Consider the following 23,858-nt stretch of genomic DNA (forward strand, 5'->3'; position numbering starts at 1 on the left):
GGCGGCCCGAAACCGTGTGAGGATGGAAACCCGCCAATCAAACGGGCGGATGGTCAAGGACCAGGAGACCCGGTAAACATCCTTCAACCATGCTTCGAGGTTAGTTCAGAGTCAGCCGTAAATCTCTGACCTGGATCAGTTGCATGGTGCCTACGAATGGGGCCGGCAGGCATGTTATCCTCGAAAACTTTAACGCCGATGGATAGATGTCCATGAATTCCGACAGACTCACTCAGCTGCACCAGGAGATCCAGCGCCGCATCATGATTCTGGATGGTGGCATGGGCACCATGATCCAGGGTTATGGATTGCAGGAAGCCGATTACCGGGGAGCGCGTTTCGCTGACTGGCCGTCGGACATCAAGGGCAACAACGACCTGCTGGTGCTGACCCAGCCGGGCATCATCCGCGAGGTCCACGCCGCCTACCTGGAGGCCGGCGCCGACATTCTCGAAACCAACACCTTCAACGCCACCCGCATCGCCATGGCCGACTACGGCATGGAAGACCTGGTGCCGGAGATCAACCGGGAGGCCGCCCGCCTGGCCCGGGAAGTGGCCGACGAATACACCCGCAAGACCCCGGACCGTCCCCGCTATGTGGCCGGCATCCTCGGTCCCACCAACCGCACCGCCAGCATTTCTCCGGACGTCAACGACCCGGGCTTTCGCAACGTCTGGTTCGATGAACTGGTGGCCGCCTACCGGGAGGCCGCCGAGGCCCTGCTGGACGGCGGGGTGGACATCCTGATGATCGAAACCGTCTTCGACACCCTCAACGCCAAGGCCGCCGTGTTTGCCGTGGAAGGCCTGTTCGAGGATCGGGGCGAACGCTGGCCGGTAATGATCTCCGGCACCATCACCGATGCCTCCGGCCGCACCCTCACCGGTCAGACCACCGAGGCCTTCTGGAACAGCCTGCGCCACGCAAGACCCTTCTCCATCGGCCTCAACTGCGCCCTGGGACCGAAGGAACTGCGGCCCTATGTGGAAGAACTCTCCCGCATTGCCGACACCCATGTCTCCGCCCACCCCAATGCGGGTCTGCCCAACGAGTTCGGCGGCTATGACGAGACCCCGGCGCAGATGGCTGAGGAGATCAGTGAGTGGGCCGGCAGCGGCCTGCTGAACATCGTCGGCGGCTGTTGCGGCACCACCCCGGACCACATCCGGGCCATTCGCGAGGCGGTGGAGAAACATCCCCCCCGTCCGGTGCCGGAGATCGCCCCCGCCTGTCGCCTGTCGGGTCTGGAGCCCTTCAACATCACCGCCGACACCCTGTTCGTGAACGTGGGGGAGCGCACCAACGTCACCGGCAGTGCCCGCTTCAAGCGCCTGATCAAGGACGGCGACTACGAAACCGCCCTGGAAGTGGCCGCCGAGCAGGTGGAAAGCGGTGCCCAGGTCATCGACGTGAACATGGACGAGGGCATGCTGGATGCACTGGAGGCCATGAAGCGTTTCCTTTGCCTGGCCGCTGCCGAACCGGACATCTCCCGGGTGCCGGTGATGATCGATTCCTCCAAGTGGGAGGTGATCGAGACCGGACTCAAGTGCATCCAGGGCAAGGGCATCGTCAACTCCATCTCCCTCAAGGAAGGGGAGGATATCTTCATTCGCCAGGCCCGCCTGCTGCGGCGTTACGGCGCGGCGGTGGTGGTCATGGCCTTCGACGAGACCGGCCAGGCGGATACCGAGGACCGCAAGGTGGAGATCTGCCGGCGGGCTTACCAAATCCTCACCGAGGTGGTGGGTTTCCCGGCCGAGGACATCATTTTCGACCCCAACATCTTTGCCGTTGCCACCGGCATCGAGGAGCACAACAACTACGGCGTAGACTTCATCGAGGCCACCCGCCGCATCAAGCAGACCTTGCCCCATGCCCTGGTGTCCGGGGGGGTCTCCAACGTCTCCTTCTCCTTCCGTGGCAACAACCCGGTGCGGGAGGCGATTCACGCCGTATTCCTCTACCACGCCATCCGTGCGGGCATGGATATGGGCATCGTCAATGCCGGCCAGTTGGTGGTCTATGACGAGATCGAGCCGGATCTGCGGGAGCGGGTGGAGGACGTGGTGCTCAACCGCCGTCCCGATGGCACCGAGCGCCTGCTGGAGATCGCCGACCGGTTCCGCGACACCGGCGGCGAGACCCGCAAGGAAGACCTGGCCTGGCGGTCGTTGCCCGTGGCCAAGCGTCTGGAGCATGCCCTGGTGAAGGGCATCGACGCCTATGTGGTGGAAGACACGGAAGAGGCTCGCCTGACCTTCGACCGACCCATTCATGTGATCGAAGGCCCCCTCATGGATGGCATGAACGTGGTGGGGGACCTGTTCGGCGCCGGCAAGATGTTCCTGCCCCAGGTGGTCAAGTCCGCCCGGGTGATGAAGAAGGCCGTGGCCCACCTGATCCCCTACATCGAGGCGGAAAAGAGCGACGACTCGAAGAACAACGGTCGCATCCTCATGGCCACGGTGAAGGGGGATGTCCACGACATCGGCAAGAACATCGTCGGCGTGGTGCTCCAGTGCAACAATTTCGAGGTCATCGACCTGGGGGTCATGGTGCCCGCGCAAAAGATCCTGGAGGCGGCACGGGAACATAAAGTGGACGTGATCGGCCTGTCCGGCCTGATCACCCCGTCCCTGGAGGAGATGACCCATCTGGCGGCGGAGTTGCAGCGGGAAGGCTTCGGCACGCCGCTGATGATCGGTGGTGCCACCACGTCCCGTGCCCATACCGCGGTGAAGATCGCCCCTGCCTATGAAGGGGTCACCGTCTGGGTGAAGGATGCCTCCCGGGCGGTGGGCGTGGCCCAGAGTCTGGTCAGCCCGGAGCTGCGCGGCCCCTATGGGGAGAAGATCCGCGCTGAATACGCGGACGTGCGCCAGCAGCATGCCGCCCGCCGCAAGACCCAGGACTGGCTCACCCTGGCGGAGGCCAGGGCCAACCGGACGCCGGTGGACTGGTCCGGTTACACCCCGCCGCGCCCCGCTGTCCTGGACGCGGACCAAGCCCCGTCCGTGGGCGGGCCGGCCCCGGAGATCCTGCGTCTTCATGGTCCCGACAGCATCCTGCTGCGATTTGACGACTATCCCCTGGACCGGCTGGTGGACTACATCGACTGGACCCCGTTCTTCCGTGCCTGGGATCTGCATGCCGCCTATCCCCGCATCCTGGAAGACGAGATCGTGGGCGAGGAGGCCACCCGGCTGTTTGCCGATGCCCGGCCCATGCTGCGCCGAATCATCGACGAGGGCTGGCTCCGGGCCCGGGCGGTGGTGGGCTTCTTCCCGGCCGCCAGGGTGGATGCCGACGACATCCAGCTCTACCGGGATGCCGCGGGCCATGAGCCGCTGATGCGTCTGCACCATGTGCGCCAGCAGACCCGCAAGCCCCGTCAGGCCCCGAACATGTGCCTGAGCGATTTCATCGCCCCCCAGGGGAGCGGTCCGCGGGACTATCTGGGGGCCTTTGCGGTCACCGCCGGCGGCGGCATCGACGAACACGTCGCCCGCTTCGAGGCCGCCCATGACGATTACTCCGCCATCATGATCAAGGCCCTGGCGGACCGTCTGGCGGAGGCCTTTGCCGAACACCTGCACGAACGGGTGCGGCGTGAGTTCTGGGGCTATGCCGCCGGCGAGGCCCTGTCCAACGAGGACCTGATCAAGGAAAAATATCAGGGCATCCGACCGGCCCCCGGCTATCCCGCCTGCCCGGAGCACACGGAGAAGGGCCTGTTGTGGGAACTCATCGACCCGGTGACCCACGCCGGCATGACCCTCACCGACAGCTATGCCATGTCACCCGCCTCGTCCGTGTCCGGATTCTATTTTTCCCACCCGGAGTCCCGCTATTTTGCCGTGGGCAAGCTCAACCGGGATCAGGTGGAGGATTACGCCCGGCGCAAGGGCATGCCCCTGGAGACCGCCGAGCGCTGGTTGGCCCCCAACCTGGGCTATGATCCGGACTGACCCCCATCCACACCACCACATCCATCGGAGTCCCCATGCCTGAGTCCCGCGACACGGAATACGACTCGCATCGCTTGCTTTTGCGCAACACCTGTCTGGCCGATTACGACGACATCCATCACATCATGGAGGCCGTCTATCCCAATCTGGACGGCGCCTGGAGTCGGGAGCAGTTCGAATCCCAGATCCAGCGCTTTCCCGAAGGCCAGATCTGCATCGAGGACAACGGCCGGGTGGTGGCGGCGGCCATCAGCCTGATCGTGGACTACCGGCGCTGGGGCGACCGTCACAAATACTGGGAGATCACCGGCAAGGGTTTTCTCACCACCCATGACCCGGACGGCGACACCCTCTACGGCGTGGACGTGTTCGTGGACCCGGAATACCGGGGCATGCGCCTGGGGCGCCGTCTCTACGACGCCCGCAAGGAACTGTGCGAAAAGCTCAACCTGCGGGCCATCGTCGCCGGCGGCCGCATCCCCGGCTATGCCCGTTACCGGGAGGAGATGAGCCCCCAGCAGTATGTGGAGTTGGTGAAGTCCCATGAGGTCACCGACCCGGTGCTTACCTTCCAGTTGTCCAACGACTTCCATGTGCGCAGGATCATCAACGACTACCTGCCCGACGACAAGGAATCCCACGCCTACGCCACCCTGCTGGAGTGGATCAATATCTACTACGAGGAGAAGGAAACCCTGATCGGCGCCACCAAGCAGGTGGTGCGGGTGGGGGCGGTGCAGTGGCAGATGCGGCCGCTGAAATCCCTCGACGAACTGCTGCAGCAGGTGGAATATTTCGTCGACGCGGTGTCCGGCTATCAGGCCGACGTGGTGCTGTTTCCGGAATTCTTCAATGGTCCGCTGATGGGCCAGTTCAACCAGGACAACACCGCCGAGGCGGTGCGTCATCTGGCCGACTACACCGACACCCTGCGCCAGGAGATGGTCAACCTGGCCCTGGCCTACAACATCAACATCATCGCCGGCAGCATGCCCGAGTACGATGGTCGGGAACTGCGCAACGTCTCCTACCTGTGCCGCCGGGACGGTAGCTGGGACAAGCAGTACAAGCTGCACATCACCCCGGACGAGCGATCCTACTGGGGCCTGAAGGGGGGGGACGAGGTTCGCATCTTCGAGACCGACTTCGGCAAGATCGGCATCCTGATCTGCTACGACGTGGAGTTCCCCGAGTTGCCCCGCCTGCTGGCGGACCAGGGTCTGCAGATCCTGTTCGTGCCGTTCTGGACCGACACCAAGAACGCCTACCTGCGGGTGCGTCGCTGTGCCCAGGCCCGGGCCATCGAGAACGAGTGCTATGTGGTCATCTCCGGCAGCGTGGGTAACCTACCGAAGGTGGAGAACATGGACATGCAGTATTCCCAGGCGGCGGTGTTCACGCCCTCGGACTTCGCCTTCCCCCATGACGCGGTGGCCGCCGAGGCCACCCCCAACACCGAGATGACCCTGATCGCCGACCTGGATCTGGACAATCTCAAGGAACTGCGCACCCACGGCGCCGTGCGCAACCTGGTGGATCGGCGGCTGGATCTGTATGAGGTGCGCTGGAAGCGTTGAGGACAAGGGCCGGGGGCCGGCTTTCAGCCGATCCCCGGTACCGTCTGCTGCATGGGGTCCGCCGGCGGTGGCGCCTCCGGCTCGGCGGGGGGTAGCACCTCCAGCAGTTCCAGTTCGAAGATCAGGGTTTCCCCCGGCCCGATGACGGCGCCGGCCCGGCCCTCGCCGTAGGCCAGCCAGTGGGGCACCACCAGCCGCGCCTGGCTGCCCGCGGGCATGTTCACCAGGGCCTCCCGCCAGCCGGGGATGGTGTCCTTCACCGCCACCACCGACGGCACCGCCCGGCGCCAGGAACTGTCGAACACCCGTCCGTCAAGATGCAGGCCCTGATAATGCACCACCACCCGGTCTTCCAGGGTCGGCACGGGTCCGTCACCTTGGGCCAGCATCTCCACCTGCAGGCCGCTGGACAGGGTCACCACGCCGTCCCGCCGGCCGTTGCGGCTGCGATAGGCCTCGCCGTCCTCGATGTTCATCTCCACCAGCAGACGGGCTTCTTCCACCTGTTCCGGTGTCACCCCACAACTGCGGGCGCCCAGGAACAGGGCCACCAGCAGCACCAGGCTCAGGGCCGCCAGGAACAGCACATTGCGCAGCAGACTCAGCACCGGGTCACCAGGGGATGTCGCTGCCGTCGGTGTCGATGAACCGGCCGCTGTCCGCCAGGGTGAGATGGCTGATGGTCTGACGCATGGCGGTCACGCTCTGCTCCGTGGTGATCTCTGCATTGGGGCCGCCCATGTCCGTCTGCACCCAGCCGGGGTGCAGGGCCACCACCGTGACGCCCCGTGCCTTGAGGTCGCGCGCCGCACTGACGGTGATCGCGTTCAGGGCCGCCTTGGTGGAACGGTAGATGTAGGAACCGCCGGAACCATTGTCCGCCATGCTGCCCATCTTGCTGGAGATGTTCACCATCAGGCGCCGCCGACCAGAGGCCACCGGTTCCACCAGGGCCTCCATGATCTTCAGCGGTGCCACGGTATTGATCTGGAAGGTCTCCAGCCACCCTTCCACGTCCGTGTCGCCGAAGGCACTCGCGGGACCATAGCTGCCGGCATTGTTGATCAGGATGTCCACCGGCGTATCCGTCAGGATGCCCGCCAGCGCCTGGATCTGCGCCGGATTGGTGACATCCAGGGGGTGTACGCTGACCCGGCCCCGGGTCTTGGCGGCCAGTCGGCTCAGCTCCCGGGCCTGCTCCGGGTGGCGACAGGCGGCCAGCACCCGGGCGCCCGCCTCGGCGTACTGCTGTGCAAACATCAGTCCGATGCCCCGATTGGCACCTGTGATGACGACGGTTTCCGTCATGCTGGTTTCTCCTTCAGCACGAAAATGACCTGACCGATAATGGCTTGAGTGCCGCAAGGGATCAAGCGACCGACGGAAGGAGGCCGTGCACTGACCAGTCGAAGGGCAACCCGGGGTGTCAGGCGCTACACTCAACCGTTAAAACAACAGCAATGCTCATGTCGGGCAGGAGAAAGGATCGATGGGTTCATCAGCGCATGCAGTCACGATTCTGGTCGTGGATGATTCCAGGGTCATGCGAAAGGCATTGAACAAGATTCTCAGTCCCCGTTATCAGGTGCTCGAGGCCGAGGACGGGGAAGCGGCCTGGCGCCTGCTGCGGAGCGAGTCCGCCATTGCCGGTATCTTCACCGATCTGTCCATGCCCGAACTGGACGGTTACGGCCTGCTCAAGCGGGTGCGTGACTGCGAGGATGCGCGCATCCGGAAGCTGCCGGTGGTGGTGGTGACCGGCAACGAGGATGACGTGGGCACCGCGCAACGGGTCCGCGAGCATGGCGCCGACGAGATGCTGAAAAAGCCGTTTCGTGGCGAGGCGGTGCTCAAGCTCACGGAGCGACTATTGGGGGCTCCGTCCCCGGCGGTCGCGCCGGCTCCGGCGGGGGAACTACAGTCCCTGCGTGATCAGCTGTCTCAGGCCCTGAGCCAGGCCGCGGCGGCGCTCAAGGCGCGGGACCAGATGGAGAAGGAACTCAAGCAGGTGCGCACCGAACTGATGCTGCGCCAGCAGACCTCGGATGAACGGGAAATGCAGGTGCGTCTGAAACAGCAGGAACAGGCCCTGGCCACGGCCCGTGCCGGTGAGCAGCGATTGACGGCGGCGCTGGAACAGCATCAGGCCCGCAACAACGAATTGGAGGCGCGTATCCAGGGTTTGAATCGGGACCTGGAGCAGGCGGCCACGGAACTGGCCCAAGCCCGCGGGCGAGGGGATGGCCCCGATCGTCAGGCACGCAATCAGGAAGCCCGGATCAAGGCGGAGGAACTGGCCCGTCTGCAGGCGGAGGATGAGCTACTGAGTGTCAGCCGCCGTCTGGAAGAGCTGGAACAGGCGCTGGCCGCTGCCCATCAGGAAGTGCACGAGGCCCGGGCGGATGCGGGGCGGTTGCGCGGCGCCCACCGGGAGCGGGAGCAGCAGCTGGAGGAACGTTGTCGGCAACTGGAGACGCGGCTGGCTCAGGTCATGGCCCAGGTCGCCGAAGCAGCCCCCCGGGCGCCGGCGGAGGCTTCGCCGTCGGCGGGCGCAGAACAACCGGCCCCCGCGCCCTTCGCCGGCATGGGGGAGACCTCCAGAAGCGATCGCAAGGGTGCGGAATCGGTGGCGCGGTGGGAAGAGGAGCGCAGCCGTGCCCGGCGCCGCCGGCTTTGGTTGATCGTTTCGGCGGGGGGGCTTGCGGCGCTGGGTCTGGCATTCTGGCTGGGAACCCTGCTGGGATGAGCGATGCCGACATGGCGGCCCGGGTTCCCGGGTGTATGATAGGTGGGCAACCACGACGGGGGTGAGCATGTCACTGAGCATCGAACAACTGGTGGAAGAAGCCACGGGACTGGTCTCGTTGCCGGCGGTGGCGGTGCGCCTGAATGCCATGGTCAATGACCCGGACAGCACGGCGGCGGATATCGGCCGCCTGATCAGCCAGGACCCGGCCCTGACCATTCGTCTGCTGCAACTGGCCAACAGTCCCTTCTACGGTCTGTCCCATCGGGTGGAGACCATCACCCGCGCCGTGGCGGTGATCGGGACCTCCCAGATCCGGGATCTGGTGCTGGCCACCAGCGTGGGCCGGGCCTTTGACCGCATCCCCAACGAACTCATGTCCATGGAGGCCTTCTGGCGGCACAGTGTCTATTGCGGCCTCATTGCCCGGATCCTGGCCGAAGACCTGACCCTGCGTCACGGCGAGACCATGTTCATCGCCGGCCTGCTCCATGACATCGGCCGGTTGCTGATCTTCAATCGGGAGCCGGACGAGGCCCATGAGGCCTTCCTGCTGGGCCTGCAGCATTTGACTACCCTGCCGCCCCACGAAGCCGAGCGCAAGATCCTCGGTCATGATCACGCCCAGGTGGGTGGGGCGCTGGCGGCCCGCCTCAATCTGCCGCAAAAGCTTCAGGACTGCATCCGCTATCACCACGAACCCATGAATGCCACGGATCATCCCGTGGAGGTGGCCCTGGTCCACATTGCCAACAGCGTGGCCCACATGGCCGAACTGGATACCCAGGACCCCGGCGATGCCCCGCCGATCGATCCCCGGGTCTGGGAGCGGGTCGGTCTGGAACCCGGCGTGGTGCGCTCCCTCATCGAACGGGCCCAGCAGCAGGTGGTGGAGGTGGAGGCCCTGGTCCTGCACCCGTCCTGACCCGTTGCTCAGCGCCGGCCCGGGGTCTCTGCCAGGGGATCGTCCGGCCAGGCGTGTTTGGGATAGCGTCCCTTCAGATCCTTCTTCACGTCCGGATAGGTCCGTGTCCAGAAACCGGCCAGGTCGCGGGTGATCTGGACCGGTCGCTGGGCCGGTGACAGCACATGCACCAGCAGCGGGACCCGGCCGCCGGCGATGCAGGGGGTTTCCCTCATGCCGAACAGCCATTGCAGGCGGGCCGCCAGCACCGGCACCTCCCCCTGGCCGTAATCCAGCCTGACCCGCTGTCCCCCCGGCAGGGACAGGTGGGTGGGGGCCAGCCGGTCCAACTCCTGGGGCAGCGGCCAGTCCAGGCAGCCGCGCAGGATGGCCGTCAGGTCCAGGCGGTCCAGGTGGGTCAGCCGGCTCATGCCCTCCAGCCAGGGCCCCAGCCAATCTTCCAGGCCTTGCAGCAGGACCGCGTCCGACAGATCCGGCCAGGGGGGTCCCAAGGTTCGGTGCAGAAAGTTCACCCGTTCCCGCAGCCCTTGCGTGTCCCGGCTCCAGGGCAGACAGGCCAGTCCCGTGTCCCGGATGCCCTCCAGCAGGGCGGCGCGGATCCGCTCCGGGTCCGGTGATGACAGCGGTCGGGTCTCCAGGGTCAGTGCCCCCAGGCGGATGTCCTGCCGCGCAGTGACGGCCCCGGCCCGGCCGTCCCAGACCACCTGTTGCCGTCGCTCCATGAGCCGGACCAGATGGACCTCCAGGTCCTGCCGGTCCAGCGTCGCGGCCAGAAAGATCCGTGCCTCCCGTCCGGCACCGTCCAGGTTGGGGACCACGATCCATTCCTGGCCGGAGAGGGATTCATGGCGACTGAAGGCGGCCCCGCGCCCTCCCGAGAGCCGGTAACGGGCCTCGCCGCCGGGACGACGTTGTCCGATCCGGTCCGGATAGGCCAGCGCCAGCAGCAGTCCGGCGGGTTCCCGGGGCGGGGCCGGCCCCTCGGACGGGGGAGGGGGGCGGCGCGCCAGGGCGGCGGCAAAGCGCCGTGCCTGTTGCAGCACCCGTTCCCGACCGCCGCGGTGGACCCGGTGACCAGGTACGCCGCGACCCTCCAGGGCTTCCAGCCGCAGATGCACGTCCGCCTCGGCGGGGCCGTCCAGGCCGCCGAGGATGTCCCGTTCCTCTAGCAGGGCCGCCAACCGGCAGGCCAGGGTGTCCAGTCCCAGGCGGCGACCACTGAGCATCAGATGAGCGAGCCTGGGATGGGTCCCCAGGGCGGCGATGGCCTCGCCATGGGCGGTCAGGCGTCCGTCATCGTCCAGCGCCCCCAGTCTCTGCAGCAGATCACGGCCCTGGGCCATTGCCGCCGTCGGCGGCGGGTCCAGCCAGGCCAGCTCCCCGGCATCGGCGCCCCAGCGGGCCAGTTCCAGGGCCAGGGGGGCCAGATCCGCTTCCAGGATCTCCGCCGGACTGTGTTCCGGCATGGCGGCTTCGTCACCGGTGGTCCACAGGCGCAGGCACACGCCGGGTTCCAGGCGGCCCGCCCGCCCGCTGCGCTGGATGGCCGAGGCGCGACTGATGCGAACCGTCTCCAGTCGGGTCAGACCGGAAGCGGGGTCGAACCGGGGCCGCCGGGCCAGGCCACTGTCCACCACCACCCGCACGCCATCAATGGTCAGGCTGGTTTCGGCGATGTCGGTGGTGAGCACCACCTTGCGGCGTCCGGCGGGGCAGGGGGCGATGGCCGCCTGCTGGGCTTCCGGGGGCAGGTTGCCGTAGAGGGGGTGAATGTTCACGTCCGTGGGCAGGTCGGTGCCGCCCAGGGCCTGGGCCACCCGCTCGATCTCTCGCTGTCCGGGCAGGAAGGCCAGCACGCTGCCGGCTTCCTCCGTCAGCACCTGCCGCAGGGTCGCGGTCATCCGTGTTTCCAGATCGGCATGACCCCGTCGCGACGGTTCCAGGTGCCGGATGTCCACCGGGAATCGGCGTCCCTCACTATGGATCACCGGTACGTCGCCCATGAGCCGGGCCACCGGGGCCACGTCCAGGGTGGCGGACATCACCAGTATCCGCAGATCCTCCCGCAGCAGGCCCCGGGACTGCAGGCACAGGGCCAGTCCCAGATCCGAAGCCAGGTTGCGTTCATGGAATTCATCGAAGATCACCAGGCTCACCCCCTCCAGGGCGGGGTCCTGCTGCAGGCGGCGGGTGAGAATGCCTTCGGTGATCACCTGCACCCGGGTGCGGGGACCGATGTGGCGCTCCAGCCGGGTCTGATAGCCGATGGCTTCGCCCACCGCCTCCCCGCGCAATTCGGCCATGAACCGGGCCGCGCCCCGGGTGGCCAGCCGTCGTGGCTGCAGCATCAGGATGGTGCCGGTGCACCAGGGGGCATTCAGGGCCGCCAGGGGCACCCGGGTGGTCTTGCCGGCCCCCGGCGGGGCCTGCAGCACGGCGGCACCCTGCTCGGCAAGGGCCTGCATGACCTGGGGCAGGACGGTATCAATGGGCTGGGGAGGGTGGGGCATGACGGGGAATGTTTCTGCCGCTGGGCTGTCGAAGGAAACACGGATTCTAACGCCATGTCGGCCTGTACCGGGTATGCCGGCCGTGGCGGGGATTGCCCGTGCGTGAGGTGAGGTCCATGAGATACGGCATCTGGATGTTTGTCCTGCTGCTTTGCGGTGTCCTGCTGAGCGGCTGCGCGTCCCGGCCTCCCGCGGCCATTGCCGATGTCCCCGAGGAGATCCCGGTGCTTTCGGTGGTGCGGGCCGACCCCGAGGGCTGGCAGGGACGGGAGGTGCGCTGGGGCGGCGTGATCGCCGCGGTGGAGAACCGTCCGGAGCACACCCTGGTGGAAGTGGTGGCCAGACCCCTGGACGGGCGGGGGCGCCCCCGGGAAGTGGATGCGAGCGAGGGGCGTTTTCTGGCCCATGTCCAGGGTTTTCTGGACCCGGTGGTCCATGCCGAGGGCAGGGAGTTCACCGTCACCGGTCGACTGGACGGGGTGGTGCATCGACCCATCGGTGAGTACCGGTATGCCTTCCCCCTGGTCCGGACCATCGGCACCCACCTGTGGGCCCCGCGGCCGGTGCCGGTTCGCGATCCCTATTACCATTATCCGCCACCCTTCCATTCTCCGTTGTATGATCCCTGGTATCCCTTCCATCACCCCTACTACCGGCCATGGCGGTACTGATGATGCATGATGCCCTTGCCAGGAAAACGTCGCCCCGGGGAGTGCTCCCGTGGTGGCTGCCGATGTCGTTCCTGCTGTTCCTTGCCGGTTGCGCCACCGGCCCCCGCTTCGATGCCGGTGGGGTGGATGCCGACCTGACACCGGTGGCGGCGGTCCGGGATGCCGGGGTGCCGGCCGGTACCCGGGTGCTATGGGGTGGAGTCATCGTCCATGCCCGCAACCTGGCGGACGTCACCGAGTTCGAGGTGCTGGGCTATCCCCTCGACCGTGGCCAGGGCCCCGCGACCACCCGCATGCCTCAGGGCCGGTTCCTGGCCCATGTTCCCGGCTATCTGGAGACCGTGGACTTCGAGCCCGGCCGGCGCCTGACCGTGACCGGCCGGATCGAGGGCACGATATCGGGCAAGGTCGGGGAATCGCCCTACCTCTATCCCCTTGTGGCGGTGGAGGAATTTCACCTCTGGCCCCGGGAGCAGGTGACGCCGGCCCCGGCCGGTCCCCGCTTCAACATCGGCATCGGTGTCATCTTCAGGAACTGACCCGGCCCCATGGGCTGCCCTGCGGCTTGCGTTGCCGGTGCCAACGGCGTCAATATCTCCCCCATGGACGCCTCCAAGGACAGTGGTCACCAGTTGTGGTTCACGCGCCGCGACGGCCGGGTCAGCGGTCCCCATCCCGGTCGCCTGGTATCCTGTTACCTGCTGTTGGGTCGCCTGGATATCGAGGATCAGATCAGCACCGACGGCGAGCACTGGAAGTGCATCGCCGAGCACCCCCATCTGGTGCCCGAGGAATTGCTGGATACCCACTCTCCGGAGGGCCGATTGCGGCTCCTGCAGGCCCGTCTGCGGGAGGATGAACGCCTGCGGGAGCGGCGCACGCAGACGCCGGAAGGGGAGGACGAGGTGCCCCTGCAAGCCCGCGCAAGTCAGGATCGACGTCGGCCCGAACCGGCTGAGATCCTGAATTTCCGTCAGCAAAGGGCGGAGCTTCTGGAACGACCTGCCCGTGACCGTCCTCCCAGGCCCTGGGTGGTCTGGGGCGTGGGCGGGGTGCTGGGAGTGCTCCTGCTGGCCGGGCTGTGGGTGGCTTCGTCGGGACGCATGCCGCCGCCGCCACCACCGGATTGTCTGGCCCCCGCCGCGCCCGGGGTGAACTGGAGCTACTGCCGCATGGTGGGGATCGACCTGCGCGGGGCCGATCTGAGCGGGGCCGTGCTCAGCAATGCGGATCTACTCGCCGGGCGTCTGGAGCAAGCCCGCCTGGTCGGTGCGGACCTGAGCTATGCCGACCTGCGTCAGTCCCGTCTCACGGACGCCGACCTGAGCGAGGCCCGGCTCACCGGGGCGATCCTGGTGGAGGCCCGCCTGGTCCGGGCACGACTGACAGGGGCGGACCTGAGCCATGCCGACCTGCGGGGCGCCGACCCGAGCGGGGCGGACCTCTCCGGCGCCAACCTCGGACGGGCGGTCTGGGTGGATGGCAGGATCTGTGCCGCCGGTTCCGTGGGGACGTGTCTGGAGCCCTGACTGCCGAGGATGGTCTAACCCCGGTCACCCTGCTATGGTGACGACCCCGGCCCATCGGGGCCGTCTTCCGTTTCACGTCCTGGACACCCTGCATGGATCTTCAAGTCGCTTCTTCCGCGGATGAACCCCGGTTCACCCTGACCCTTGACGGTACCCGGATCACGGTACTGGGTACCGCCCATGTCTCCCGGGTGTCCGCCGATACCGTGAGCTGGTTGCTGCGGAGCGGGGATTTCGATGCGGTGGCGGTGGAGCTATGCCCCAGCCGCCATCATGCCATTCTGGATCCGGACGCCCTGTCACGGATGAATCTGTTCCAGGTGCTGCGCCAGGGCAAGGTCCCCATGGTGACCGCCAGCCTGGCCCTGGGGGCCTATCAGCAGCGCCTGGCGGAGCAGTTCGACATCGAGCCCGGTGCCGAGATGCGGGCGGCCATTGACGAGGCCCGTGCCGCTCACCTGCCCGTACTGCTCATCGACCGGGAAGTGGGCACCACCCTCAAGCGCTGCTACCGCAACGTCCCCTGGTGGCGGCGCATGAACCTGTTCACGGGCCTGATGGCCAGTGTGGTGAGCAAGGAAAAGATCTCGGAGGAGGAAATCGAGCGCCTCAAGCAGGGTGACGTGCTGGAATCCACCTTCACCCAGTTCGCCGAGGAATCCCGGGCCCTCTACACGCCCCTGATCCAGGAACGGGATGAGTACATGGCCGCCCGTCTCCGACAGGAGGCCCGGGAAGGGCAATACCGGCACATCCTGGCCGTGGTGGGGGCGGGTCATCTGCAGGGTATCCGCCAGGCCCTGGTCGGCACCGTCACCGAATCTCCGGCGACGCTGATCCAGCGGCTGGATCAGGAGCCCCCCCCCGCCCTGTGGCCCAAGGTTCTGCCTTGGCTGATCGTGGCCCTGGTGATATCGGGCTTCATCCTGGGTTTCAGCCGTAATCCGGATCTGGGCTGGCAGCTGGTGAGGGACTGGGTGCTCATCAACGGCACCCTGGCCGGCATCGGCGGCCTGATTGCCGGCGGGCATCCGATCACCGTGATCACCGCCGCCCTGGCCGCGCCGCTCACCTCCCTCAATCCCACCATCGGGGTCGGTTTCGTGGCCGCGGCGGTGGAAACCTTCCTGCGCAAGCCCACGGTGGGGGATTTCTCCCGACTGCGACAGGACACCGCCCACTTGCGGGGCTGGTGGAGGAACCGGGTTTCGCGGGTGCTGCTGGTATTCCTGTTCACCACCCTGGGTTCGGCCATCGGCACCTACGCGGCGGGCTTTCGCATCGCCGAGCGCTTGCTGGGGAGCTGACCCGTCTATGGCGTGCCGGTGGCCCCGGGGCCGCCGGGTTCCAGGCGGCGCAGGGACTCCAGGGCCCGCTCCGCGCGGTTGATGTGCGCCTGCAGGTCCGGATGGTCGGGGCGCAGCTCCAGCAGGTTGCGCCAGGTTTCCAGGGCTTCCGGGATCTTGCCGTCCAGATACAGGCGCCGTCCCGTCTCCAGTCCCAGGGTCACCTCCGCATCCACCGCCTTGGCCAGTTCCCGACGCAGGCGTCGCACCGTGGCATCCCGGGGCTGGGCCTGTTCCAGTGCCAGCAGGTGACGCCGGGCCGCGGGCAGGTCGCCGGCTTCCATTGCACCCTCGAAATTGCTGAACAGCACTTGGGTGCGTTGTGCCCATTGGGCCTGCAACTGGGCCTGGTGGGCCCGCCGCTCAAGGGCCTGTTGCCGAGTCTGTGCGGCCTGGGCCGACTGCAGCGCCGCTTCCGCCGCCGGGTCGGGAACCAGGGCCTGGGACAGGCTCAGGGCTTCCACCGCAAGGGCAAGGTCGGCTTCGTCCATGGCGGACAGGCCCAGTTGCAGCAGGCCCTCGGCCACCTGCCCGGCATCCTGTTGCGCCTGGGCCGATGCCTGTTGTACCGACGGGTCGTCGGGATCGGCCCGCAGGATCTGGGCATAGAGGGGCTTGAGACTGGCCAGGGCACGCCCCTGGGACAGCAGCAGTCTGACCCGCAGGTGCTGGAGATGCTCCTGCTGTTCCTTGAGGGCACGGGCCCGGGCCGCCCTCAGGATCTCGCTGTCGGGGCGCACCGCCAGCCCATGGTCGTAACTTGCCTGGGCCTGGGTCCACTGTTCCCGCCGCAGATGTCCGGCCGCCTGCATCAGCATGGCCTGCTCCATGTGTCGTTCGGCCCGCTCCAGCCAGGCCCGCAGGGCGGCCCGGTCGGGATCATCCTCGTTCGCCGGCAGGGTGGTCATGATTTCCCGCACCAGGACGATGTCACCTCGCTGCAGGGCCAGTTGCAGGCGCTGTTCGGGGCTGTAGGGCTGGATCAGCACAATGGCGCAACCCGTCAGCCCCAGGGCGAGCAGCAACGGCACGAGGGTCCGTAGCAGGGTCATGAGAGGGATTCCCCGGTGATCAGCCCATGGATATGCCGTTCCATCAGCGGGCGATGGGGCTCGCCCACGTCCTCGACCACGCAGGTATGGACCGGCGCCTCCTTGCCGCGCAGGGACAGATAGCCATGGGGTCGGGTGTGGAGGGCCCTTGCCAGCGCGGTGTCCTCCATCAGGGCCGCCGGGATGATGACCTGGCCCGGGTCTCCCGAACCCATCAGGCGAGCCGCCAGATTGACCGTGTCCCCCACCACCGTGTACTGCATGCGATCGTCCGCCCCCATGTTGCCCGCCAGCATGAGACCACTGTTCACGCCCACCCGGAAGCGCACCGGCAACTGACCGGCGGCGACCCGTATCCGGTTCAGCCGGGATACCAGTCGCTGCAGCATCACCCCGCAGGCGATGGCATGGAAACGGTGGTCCGGGTCTTCCTCGGTGACACCGAACACCACCATCACCCCATCACCCAGGAATTTGTCGATGGTACCTCGGTAGCAATGGGCGATGCGACTCACGTAGCTGAAATACTCGTTCAGCAGTCGTGCCACCTGATCGGGCGGCAACTGCTCCGACAGGGAGGTGAAGCCGGCAATGTCGGCAAACAGTACGGAAGCCTCCACCTGATGGCCGCCCAACTCCAGTTGATCCAGATTGCTCATGATCTTGCGTGCTACGCCGACCGAGACATAGCGGCTCAGCGCCCCCTCCACCTGGGACTTTTCCTCCAGTCCCCGGGCCATCCGGTTGAAGGCTGTCATCAGTTGTCCGATCTCGTCCCGGCGTCGGGTTTCCAGCCGGTAGTGGTAATCTCCGGCGCCGATGGCCCGGGTGGCGAGCATCAGCTGATCAATGGGACGGGACATGTGCTTGCCCATGAGAAAGGCAGCAATTCCTGCCAGCAGGCTGATGATGAGGGTGGAAAGTGCGATGGCGGTGACGGCATGACGCACGGCCGTATGCTGCTCCGCCTGACTGAGGGTCACCACCGCGCTGCCCAACTGGACATCCTGAAACAGGATGTCGCCCGCATAACCGGCGACCTGGGGATGATGGGGGGCCGTCACCGACTGATCCGGATGTTCCGGTACCAGTCCCGCACGGGCCAGGGGTTGCCCGTCCCGATGGTAGACGGCAGCCCCCATGACCCTGGGGCTGCCGGCCAGATTGATGATCAGAGCATTCAGGGCCAGGCTGTCGTCGGCCAGCACCAGTTCCCTGGAGGTGGCCGCCAGCTGTTCCACCATGGCCTGGCCGAAGCCATCCATCTGTTCATGGAGGAGCCGGCTCTGCTGGTTGATGATCACCAGGCCGAGCAGGGCCACGCAACCGATGATCAGCAGCGAAATGCTCAGGCCAAGCTTGTGGGCAACCGGGAGTGGGGCCGGCCGATATGCGTTGAGATGGCGCCTCAGCCTGAGGAAGGGAGATGCCATGGCGGTCTCGGAGACATGGGGGTGGCGATATGGATGGCGTGATGATATCACGGGTTCTGGATCGGACAGGATGACTTGCCGATGCGCTGGGTTACACTCGGAGGGCAGCAGCGACGCCTCTGGTTGATCAATGACGGGATGATCTCATGACCCTGACAGAATTGCGTTATATCGTGGCGGTGGCGCGGGAGCGGCACTTTGGCCGGGCCGCCGAGGCCTGTCATGTGAGCCAGCCCACCCTGAGCGTGGCGGTGAAGAAACTGGAGGAGGAACTGGGGGTGATGCTGTTCGAACGCAGCAAGACCGAGGTCTCCATCACCCCGGTGGGCGAGGAAGTGGCACAGCAGGCCCAGCGCATCCTGGAAGAAGTGGATACTCTGGTAGACCTGGCGCGCCAGGGCAGGGACCAGCTGGCCGGCCCCCTGCGCCTGGGCGCCATCCACACCGTCGGCCCCTATCTGCTCCCCCACCTGGTGCCGGAGGTGCACCGTCGGGCACCGCAACTACCCCTGATCATCGAGGAAAACTACACGGCTCGGCTGGCCGAGGGACTCCGGCAGGGGGATCTGGACGCCATCATTGTGGCGTTGCCCTTCGAGCAGCCGGGGGTGGTGACCCTGCCCCTGTATGCCGAACCCTTCGTCGCCGTACTGCCGGCGGATCATCCGCTGGCCCGCCGGCAGAAACTGGACATCGATGAACTGGCCGAGGAAAACCTGTTGCTGCTGGGGGCGGGACACTGTTTCCGGGAGCAGGTGCTGCGGGTCTGTCCCGCTTGTCACTCCGTGGTGTCCTCGGGCAACCGCATCCAGCATTCGGTGGAAGGCAGCTCCCTGGAAACCATTCGTCACATGGTGGTGACCGGCATGGGGGTCACCATCCTGCCCTGTTCAGCGGCAGGGGCCGATCGCTATGCCCAGCACCTGCTGGCCATCCGGCGTTTCAATGACCCCGTCCCCGAGCGCCAGGTGGCCCTGGCCTGGCGCAGCAGTTTCCCGCGCCCGCGTGCCATCGAGGTGATCCGGCAGGCCATCCTGGAGACCCATGTGCCCTGCCTGGAGCGTATCAGGGGCGTCGCCTGAGTCGGCTCAGTCCGCTCAGTCCGCTCAGTCCGCTCAGTCCGCTCAGTCCGCCCATTCGATCCGGTCGCGGCCGGTCTGCTTGGCCCGGTACATGGCCTGGTCTGCCCGCTGGAACAGGCTGTGGGGGGTATCTTCCTCCCGGTAGGCGGTCAAGCCGATGCTGGCGGTGACCTCCACGTGGCCCCCGTCCCCCAGGGGCAGGGGGTGGTTGCGGATGGCCTCATGGACGCGGGCGGCACCCTGGGCCGCGGCCTGGGTGTCGGTGCCGGCCATCAGGATGACGAACTCCTCGCCCCCGAAGCGGAACACCATGTCGCTCTTGCGGGTCACCTCTTGTAGACGCCGCGCCACCGCCATCAGCACTTGATCGCCGGAATGATGGCCATGATGGTCATTGATGCGCTTGAAATGGTCCACGTCCAGCACCAGCATGGCCAGGGGCTGCGCAGTGCGGCGGCACACGGCCAGTTCACGCTCCACGGCCCGGTTCATGGCGGCCCGGTTCTGCAGACCGGTGAGCGGGTCCGTCTGGGCGGCCTGCAGGGCTTCGTGATAGAGCAGGGCATTACGCAGCGGATAGATCAGCGCGGTCAGGGCCTCCTCAAGGGCGGCCAGCTCCGATTCCCGGAACTTGCGTCCCCGCAGCAGCCTGAGTTCTCCCAGTTCATGCTGATCCACCATCAGGTGGTAGCGGCAGCTGTGCCGGGACAGGCGCCCACGGCTCAGATGGATGCCCCGGTCTTCGCGGTCGAAGGTCAGGCCGTCATGGGGAATACGCCAGGCGATGGAGTTGGAAAAGATATCCATCAGTTCGTCCAGGTCCAGGGTGGTCTGCAGCCGGTGCAGCAGCCTGGGGGTGTCGATCAGCTCGGCCGGGCCGGGGGGGGTGACGGGGCCACCCAGGAAACGCGGGGTCTTGACCACGGCATTGCCTGCCTGGTATCGGGATTCAATCGGGGCCTGGATGATGTGACGGATCATGGGTCCTGTCTCGGCGCTGTTCCTCTGTGCAAACAGTTAAGCGAATTCCATGCCACTAATTTTTTTAATTAAAAACATATATTTGAGTTTTTAAGGTGGATGTGTGGCGGAAAAATGACGCCGCCGTGGGCCGGATTTTCCCATCGGTGCCGGAAAGTCGTGCTGCGGTCCGCCCGGGCGGACTGATACACTCCGACGCCATGCTCAGACTCGAACATCTCTCTCTCCGGCGCGGCACCCGTGTCCTGATCCAGGACGCGGATCTCACCATTCACCCGGGCTGGCGGGTGGGCGTGACCGGCGCCAACGGCACCGGCAAGTCCAGCCTGTTTGCCCTGCTACGGGGGGAACTGGCCCCCGACCAGGGGGAATGCAGTCTGCCCTCGGACTGGGTCATCGCCCATGTGGCCCAGGAGGTGGAAGGCAGCGAGCGCAGCGCCCTGGATTATGTGATGGACGGTGACGAGGAACTACGTCGACTACAGGAGGAACTGGCTCGGGCGCAGGCCGCCGGGGAGGGCACCCGAATGGGGGAATTGCATGCCCGCCTGGACGCCATCGACGCCTGGACCGCGGAAAGTCGGGCCGGCCGGCTACTCCATGGCCTGGGTTTCCAGCCGGGGGACGAACGGCGTCCCATGGCTTCCTTTTCCGGCGGCTGGCGCATGCGCCTGAACCTGGGCCGCGCCCTCATGTGCCGGTCGGACCTGCTGCTGCTGGACGAACCCACCAACCACCTGGATCTGGAAGCGGTGCTGTGGCTGGAACAGTGGCTGGCCGCCTATCCGGGCACGTTGCTGCTGATCTCCCATGACCGTGACTTCCTGGACCGGGTGGTGACCCATGTGGCCCATATCGAACAGGGCGGCATCCGGCTCTACACCGGCGACTACTCCGCCTTCGAGCTGGCCCGCGCGGAGGCCCTTGCCCGTCAGCAGGCGCTGCACGAGCGCCAGCAGCGGGAAATCGAGCACATGGAGAAGTTCGTGGCCCGATTCCGGGCCAAGGCCAGCAAGGCGCGCCAGGCCCAGAGCCGTCTCAAGGCTCTGGAACGCATGACCCGGGTGGCCTCGGTCCACGCGGACTCGCCGTTTCGCTTTGCCTTTCGTGAACCGGCGCGGTTACCCGATCCCCTGCTGAAGCTGGATCGGGTGGCCGGCGGATACGGCGGCACGGCGGTGATCCAGGCAGTGAAATTTTCCCTGCACCCGGGGGCTCGCCTGGGATTGCTCGGCCCCAACGGGGCCGGCAAGTCCACCCTGATCCGGATCATGGCCGGCGACCTGGCACCCCTGACCGGCACCCGGGAGCCGTCGCCCGATCTGGCGGTGGGATATTTCGCCCAGCACCAGCTGGAGCAGTTGGACCCCCAGGCCAGCCCCCTGCTGCATCTGCAGCGACTGGACAGCCGGATACGGGAACAGGAACTGCGCAATTTTCTGGGTGGTTTCGGTTTCGTGGGGGATCAGGCCCTGGCCCCGGTGGCGCCTTTCTCCGGCGGGGAAAAGGCCCGGCTGGTGCTGGCCCTGCTGGTCTGGCAGCGACCCAACCTGCTGCTGCTGGACGAACCCACCAACCACCTGGACATGGACATGCGTCATGCCCTGGAGCAGGCCCTGCAGGATTTCGAGGGGGCGGTGGTGCTGGTGTCCCATGACCGGCACATGCTGCGCAGTGTCTGTGATGAATTCCTGCTGGTGGCCGATGGCGGCGCGCAGACCTTTGCGGGCGACCTGGACGATTACCGGGACTGGCTGGCGGCCCGGGAGCGGACCCAGGGGGGCGGTGATGCCCGGGAGCCCGGTGGGGAACAGGGCGCGGCGGCGCGCAAGGCGCGCAAGCGGGACGAGGCGGCGCTCCGGCAGCGGCTCAAGCCCCTGAGGGACCAGGTGAAGCGCCTGGAGCGGGAACACGAAACCCTGGAGCGGGAAAAGCAGACCCTGGATCAGGCCCTGGCGGACCCGGCGATCTATGAGGCATCTGCCAGGGAGCGCCTGCAGTCATTGCTGGGGCGTCAGGCGGAAACCGCCCGGCGGCTGGCCGAGGTGGAATCCGCCTGGCTGGAGGCCTGCGAGGCCCTGGAGTCGGCGATGCCGGACTCACTGCACGATGAAGCCGGTGAAATAAAGTCCACTGACGGCCGGTGAGCCGGTGTGCTCGGTCATGACCTGGCGCAGGGTCTCCAGGGCCTCGGTGCGCAGTTGCTCCCTGACCGCGGCGGCCTGTACCTGCTCCGGATCACGGCCGCCGAAGAACAGGATCAGGTGATGACGGATCACCGGCATGTGATGTTCCACCAGCTGGGCCTCCTGTGCCGTCTCCACATAGAACTGGGCATTGAGCTGTAGATACTGGGCCCGCCGGGGGTTGTCCAGGTTCACCACCAGGGCCGGCTGTAAGGGGATATAGCCCGGCCAGGTGGCGCCCCCGCCGGAGGGGGCGGCCCAGGCCGCCGCGTGCCATCCCGTCAGGGCGATCAGCAGCAGGGCCGTGAGAAAAGCGGTCGGCTTGGTTCTTTGGCGTCGCATGTCTTGAGCCTGTCTTAATGGCCGTGAGGGTCCCGGCCCCGGTCGATTCCGATGCAGCGGCCGGGTCATGGGTTGGCGTCGTCATCGCCGGGAAAGATCACCGTGCGGCTTGGGTCGATGCGCAGGATCTCGCGACCCTGCTCCACGGGCAGCAGGTTGCGGCGGCCATCCAGAAAGGCAATGCACAGTCGCCCTTCCGCCAGGGCCGCCTGCTGTTCGGCCGTCACGTAGAGGTGCTTGATGGTGGTGCCCACCTGGAAATGGTAGGCCACGTCGGCGTCTTCCTTGTTCACCCGATGGGCGGCCACCAGTGCCCTGAGCTGCTGCTTGAGAGCACGGGCATCGGGAGCGGCTGCGGCCCGAGGTGCCGCCGCCGCAGCCTGTTGTCTTCGGGGGGTGCCGCGAGGTGTCTGCTCCTGAGGCTTGCCGGGCCTGCGGTTCCGGGTCCGCGGGTCCCGGCGTCCGGGCTCGGCCCCGTGGCCGCCACCCTTGCCCGGCTTGCCGTTGCGCGGTCCCCCTCGTTCGCCCTGACGGGGTTTGGGGGCCTTGGCCTGCTCGACCTGCTTGACCTGTTCTTCGGTGACCAGTCCGGCCTGGAGCAACTGCTCGCGGAGGCTCTGGGTCATGTCTTACTCCTTAACGTCCAAGATGTCGGGACCCCGCGGCAGCCTGGCCAACGGGTCCTGACGGTAGAATTGGCGGAATTGCCCGTAGACATCCGGACAGGATTGCGCCAGGGTCCAGGGTTCGGCAAAGAAATACTCGCTCATCACGGCAAAGAATTCACCCGGATCACTGGCCGCGTAGGGGTCCAGTTCCACCGGCTCGTCCCGGTCCAGCCGGGCATGGAGTTCATCGTAGGCCCTGCTCATGGCCCGGGTCCAGTCCTGGATGGACATTTCCGGGTGCAGGGGGGGCATGCCGTTGGCCACGCCGTTGCGCAGGTCCAGGGTATGGACGAATTCATGGATGGCCAGCGGCTCCCCCGCGGCCATCGCCGCCCAGGACAGCAGCACCGGTCCCCGTTCCCAGGCCTCGCCGCTGTAGGGACTCTCGTCCAGGTGCAGGATGCCGTCATCGTCCATGATCTCCCGTCGGGGCAGGAAGTCGTCCGGATAGACGATGATGGTGGACCACTGGTCGTACCAGTCGATACCCAGCCGGAGGATGGGCAGGCATGCCTGCAGGGCGATATGCAGGGCCATGGCGGGCGTGATCTCCAGGCCATGGGTGCCGTGGAGGTGCTTTTCGTCCAGGAACAGGGTGGCCAGGCGGCGCAGTTCCGCCCGCTCGGCACCATTGAAGCCGATGAGCATGGGCTGGGCCGCCAGTCCGGCATGCCAGAGACTGTCCGGGATGGGCGCCCGGGCCAGGGTGCGGTGTCTGCGCCAGGATTTGAACAGGGGGATCATGCGGGGCTGCGCCAGGTCGGGGCGAATCGGGGCATTATGGCGCGTGACACTGAAGTTTTCAGCCATGACCATAGTATGATGATGGGGTATTC

General features: G+C 66.6%; 19 protein-coding genes. 10 read left to right on the plus strand and 9 right to left on the minus strand.

Annotated features, from left to right (window positions below):
* The first annotated feature begins 212 nt into the window (after window positions 1-212).
* Entirely contained in the window at window positions 213-3,974 is a 3,762-nt protein-coding gene (metH, locus tag ECTPHS_RS06065) for a methionine synthase (protein WP_008931817.1), read from the plus strand.
* Between the two features lie 35 nt (window positions 3,975-4,009).
* Complete coding sequence (locus ECTPHS_RS06070) at window positions 4,010-5,551, plus strand: bifunctional GNAT family N-acetyltransferase/carbon-nitrogen hydrolase family protein (protein WP_040405289.1); 1,542 nt, start codon at window positions 4,010-4,012, stop codon at window positions 5,549-5,551.
* Between the two features lie 23 nt (window positions 5,552-5,574).
* Here the strand turns inward: ECTPHS_RS06070 and ECTPHS_RS06075 are convergent, their stop codons facing one another.
* Window positions 5,575-6,159, minus strand: a complete 585-nt coding sequence (locus ECTPHS_RS06075; RefSeq protein WP_008931819.1) for an FKBP-type peptidyl-prolyl cis-trans isomerase — start codon at window positions 6,157-6,159, stop codon at window positions 5,575-5,577.
* 4 nt (window positions 6,160-6,163) lie between these two features.
* Window positions 6,164-6,859, minus strand: coding sequence for an SDR family oxidoreductase (locus ECTPHS_RS06080; protein ID WP_008931820.1), 696 nt, complete (start codon window positions 6,857-6,859; stop codon window positions 6,164-6,166).
* A 181-nt stretch (window positions 6,860-7,040) separates the two neighbouring features.
* Here ECTPHS_RS06080 and ECTPHS_RS06085 point away from each other — a divergent pair, with 181 nt between their 5' ends.
* Both ECTPHS_RS06085 and ECTPHS_RS06090 read left to right on the plus strand, forming a co-directional pair.
* Window positions 7,041-8,297, plus strand: a complete 1,257-nt coding sequence (locus tag ECTPHS_RS06085) for a response regulator (protein ID WP_008931821.1) — start codon at window positions 7,041-7,043, stop codon at window positions 8,295-8,297.
* Between the two features lie 67 nt (window positions 8,298-8,364).
* Window positions 8,365-9,222: an HDOD domain-containing protein gene (locus ECTPHS_RS06090; protein WP_008931822.1), complete on the plus strand. Its 858-nt coding sequence runs from the start codon at window positions 8,365-8,367 to the stop codon at window positions 9,220-9,222.
* A gap of 8 nt (window positions 9,223-9,230) precedes the next feature.
* On the opposite strand, the gene hrpB is transcribed toward ECTPHS_RS06090, so the two are convergent.
* Entirely contained in the window at window positions 9,231-11,732 is a 2,502-nt protein-coding gene (hrpB, locus tag ECTPHS_RS06095) for an ATP-dependent helicase HrpB (RefSeq protein WP_008931823.1), read from the minus strand.
* A gap of 116 nt (window positions 11,733-11,848) precedes the next feature.
* Between hrpB and ECTPHS_RS06100 the strand changes: the two genes are divergently transcribed.
* The 4 genes from ECTPHS_RS06100 (at window position 11,849) to ECTPHS_RS06115 (ending at window position 15,239) form a co-directional block, all read left to right on the plus strand.
* Window positions 11,849-12,403 (plus strand): Slp family lipoprotein, encoded by a 555-nt coding sequence (locus ECTPHS_RS06100; RefSeq protein ID WP_040405290.1) that lies wholly within the window; start codon window positions 11,849-11,851, stop codon window positions 12,401-12,403.
* A 62-nt stretch (window positions 12,404-12,465) separates the two neighbouring features.
* A complete protein-coding gene (locus tag ECTPHS_RS06105) occupies window positions 12,466-12,942 on the plus strand; it encodes a Slp family lipoprotein (RefSeq protein WP_008931825.1) in 477 nt (158 codons plus the stop codon).
* A gap of 9 nt (window positions 12,943-12,951) precedes the next feature.
* Window positions 12,952-13,932, plus strand: a complete 981-nt coding sequence (locus ECTPHS_RS06110; protein ID WP_008931826.1) for a pentapeptide repeat-containing protein — start codon at window positions 12,952-12,954, stop codon at window positions 13,930-13,932.
* A 92-nt stretch (window positions 13,933-14,024) separates the two neighbouring features.
* Complete coding sequence (locus ECTPHS_RS06115) at window positions 14,025-15,239, plus strand: TraB/GumN family protein (protein WP_008931827.1); 1,215 nt, start codon at window positions 14,025-14,027, stop codon at window positions 15,237-15,239.
* Window positions 15,240-15,244: 5 nt separating this feature from the next.
* Here the strand turns inward: ECTPHS_RS06115 and ECTPHS_RS06120 are convergent, their stop codons facing one another.
* Together ECTPHS_RS06120 and ECTPHS_RS06125 are read right to left on the minus strand one after the other, a co-directional pair.
* Entirely contained in the window at window positions 15,245-16,330 is a 1,086-nt protein-coding gene (locus ECTPHS_RS06120) for a hypothetical protein (RefSeq protein ID WP_008931828.1), read from the minus strand.
* On the minus strand, window positions 16,327-17,763 hold the full coding sequence (locus tag ECTPHS_RS06125; RefSeq protein WP_008931829.1) for an adenylate/guanylate cyclase domain-containing protein: 1,437 nt from the start codon (window positions 17,761-17,763) through the stop codon (window positions 16,327-16,329). The genes ECTPHS_RS06120 and ECTPHS_RS06125 overlap by 4 nt, the downstream gene beginning before the upstream one ends.
* A 146-nt stretch (window positions 17,764-17,909) precedes the next feature.
* Between ECTPHS_RS06125 and ECTPHS_RS06130 the strand changes: the two genes are divergently transcribed.
* The gene (locus tag ECTPHS_RS06130; RefSeq protein WP_008931830.1) at window positions 17,910-18,845 is read left to right on the plus strand and encodes a hydrogen peroxide-inducible genes activator; all 936 of its coding nucleotides are present in this window, start codon (window positions 17,910-17,912) and stop codon (window positions 18,843-18,845) included.
* A 42-nt stretch (window positions 18,846-18,887) separates the two neighbouring features.
* Here the strand turns inward: ECTPHS_RS06130 and ECTPHS_RS06135 are convergent, their stop codons facing one another.
* Window positions 18,888-19,826, minus strand: coding sequence for a GGDEF domain-containing protein (locus ECTPHS_RS06135; RefSeq protein ID WP_008931831.1), 939 nt, complete (start codon window positions 19,824-19,826; stop codon window positions 18,888-18,890).
* Window positions 19,827-20,026: 200 nt separating this feature from the next.
* On the opposite strand from ECTPHS_RS06135, the gene abc-f reads away from it, so the two are divergent.
* Window positions 20,027-21,973 carry a ribosomal protection-like ABC-F family protein gene (gene abc-f, locus ECTPHS_RS06140; RefSeq protein WP_008931832.1) on the plus strand — a complete coding sequence of 649 codons (1,947 nt, stop codon included), beginning with the start codon at window positions 20,027-20,029 and terminating at the stop codon, window positions 21,971-21,973.
* Here abc-f and fliL read toward each other — a convergent pair.
* From fliL to ECTPHS_RS06155, 3 genes are all read right to left on the minus strand, one after another.
* Window positions 21,926-22,354 carry a flagellar basal body-associated protein FliL gene (gene fliL / locus ECTPHS_RS06145; RefSeq protein WP_008931833.1) on the minus strand — a complete coding sequence of 143 codons (429 nt, stop codon included), beginning with the start codon at window positions 22,352-22,354 and terminating at the stop codon, window positions 21,926-21,928. The two genes, abc-f and fliL, sit on opposite strands and share 48 nt — an antisense overlap.
* 65 nt (window positions 22,355-22,419) lie before the next feature.
* Window positions 22,420-22,980 (minus strand): DUF2058 family protein, encoded by a 561-nt coding sequence (locus ECTPHS_RS06150; RefSeq protein WP_008931834.1) that lies wholly within the window; start codon window positions 22,978-22,980, stop codon window positions 22,420-22,422.
* Window positions 22,981-22,983: 3 nt separating this feature from the next.
* Window positions 22,984-23,832: a zinc-dependent peptidase gene (locus ECTPHS_RS06155; protein ID WP_246828323.1), complete on the minus strand. Its 849-nt coding sequence runs from the start codon at window positions 23,830-23,832 to the stop codon at window positions 22,984-22,986.
* Window positions 23,833-23,858: the final 26 nt, after the last annotated feature.

The organism is Ectothiorhodospira sp. PHS-1, assembly GCF_000225005.1.
Lineage (GTDB): Bacteria > Pseudomonadota > Gammaproteobacteria > Ectothiorhodospirales > Ectothiorhodospiraceae > Ectothiorhodospira.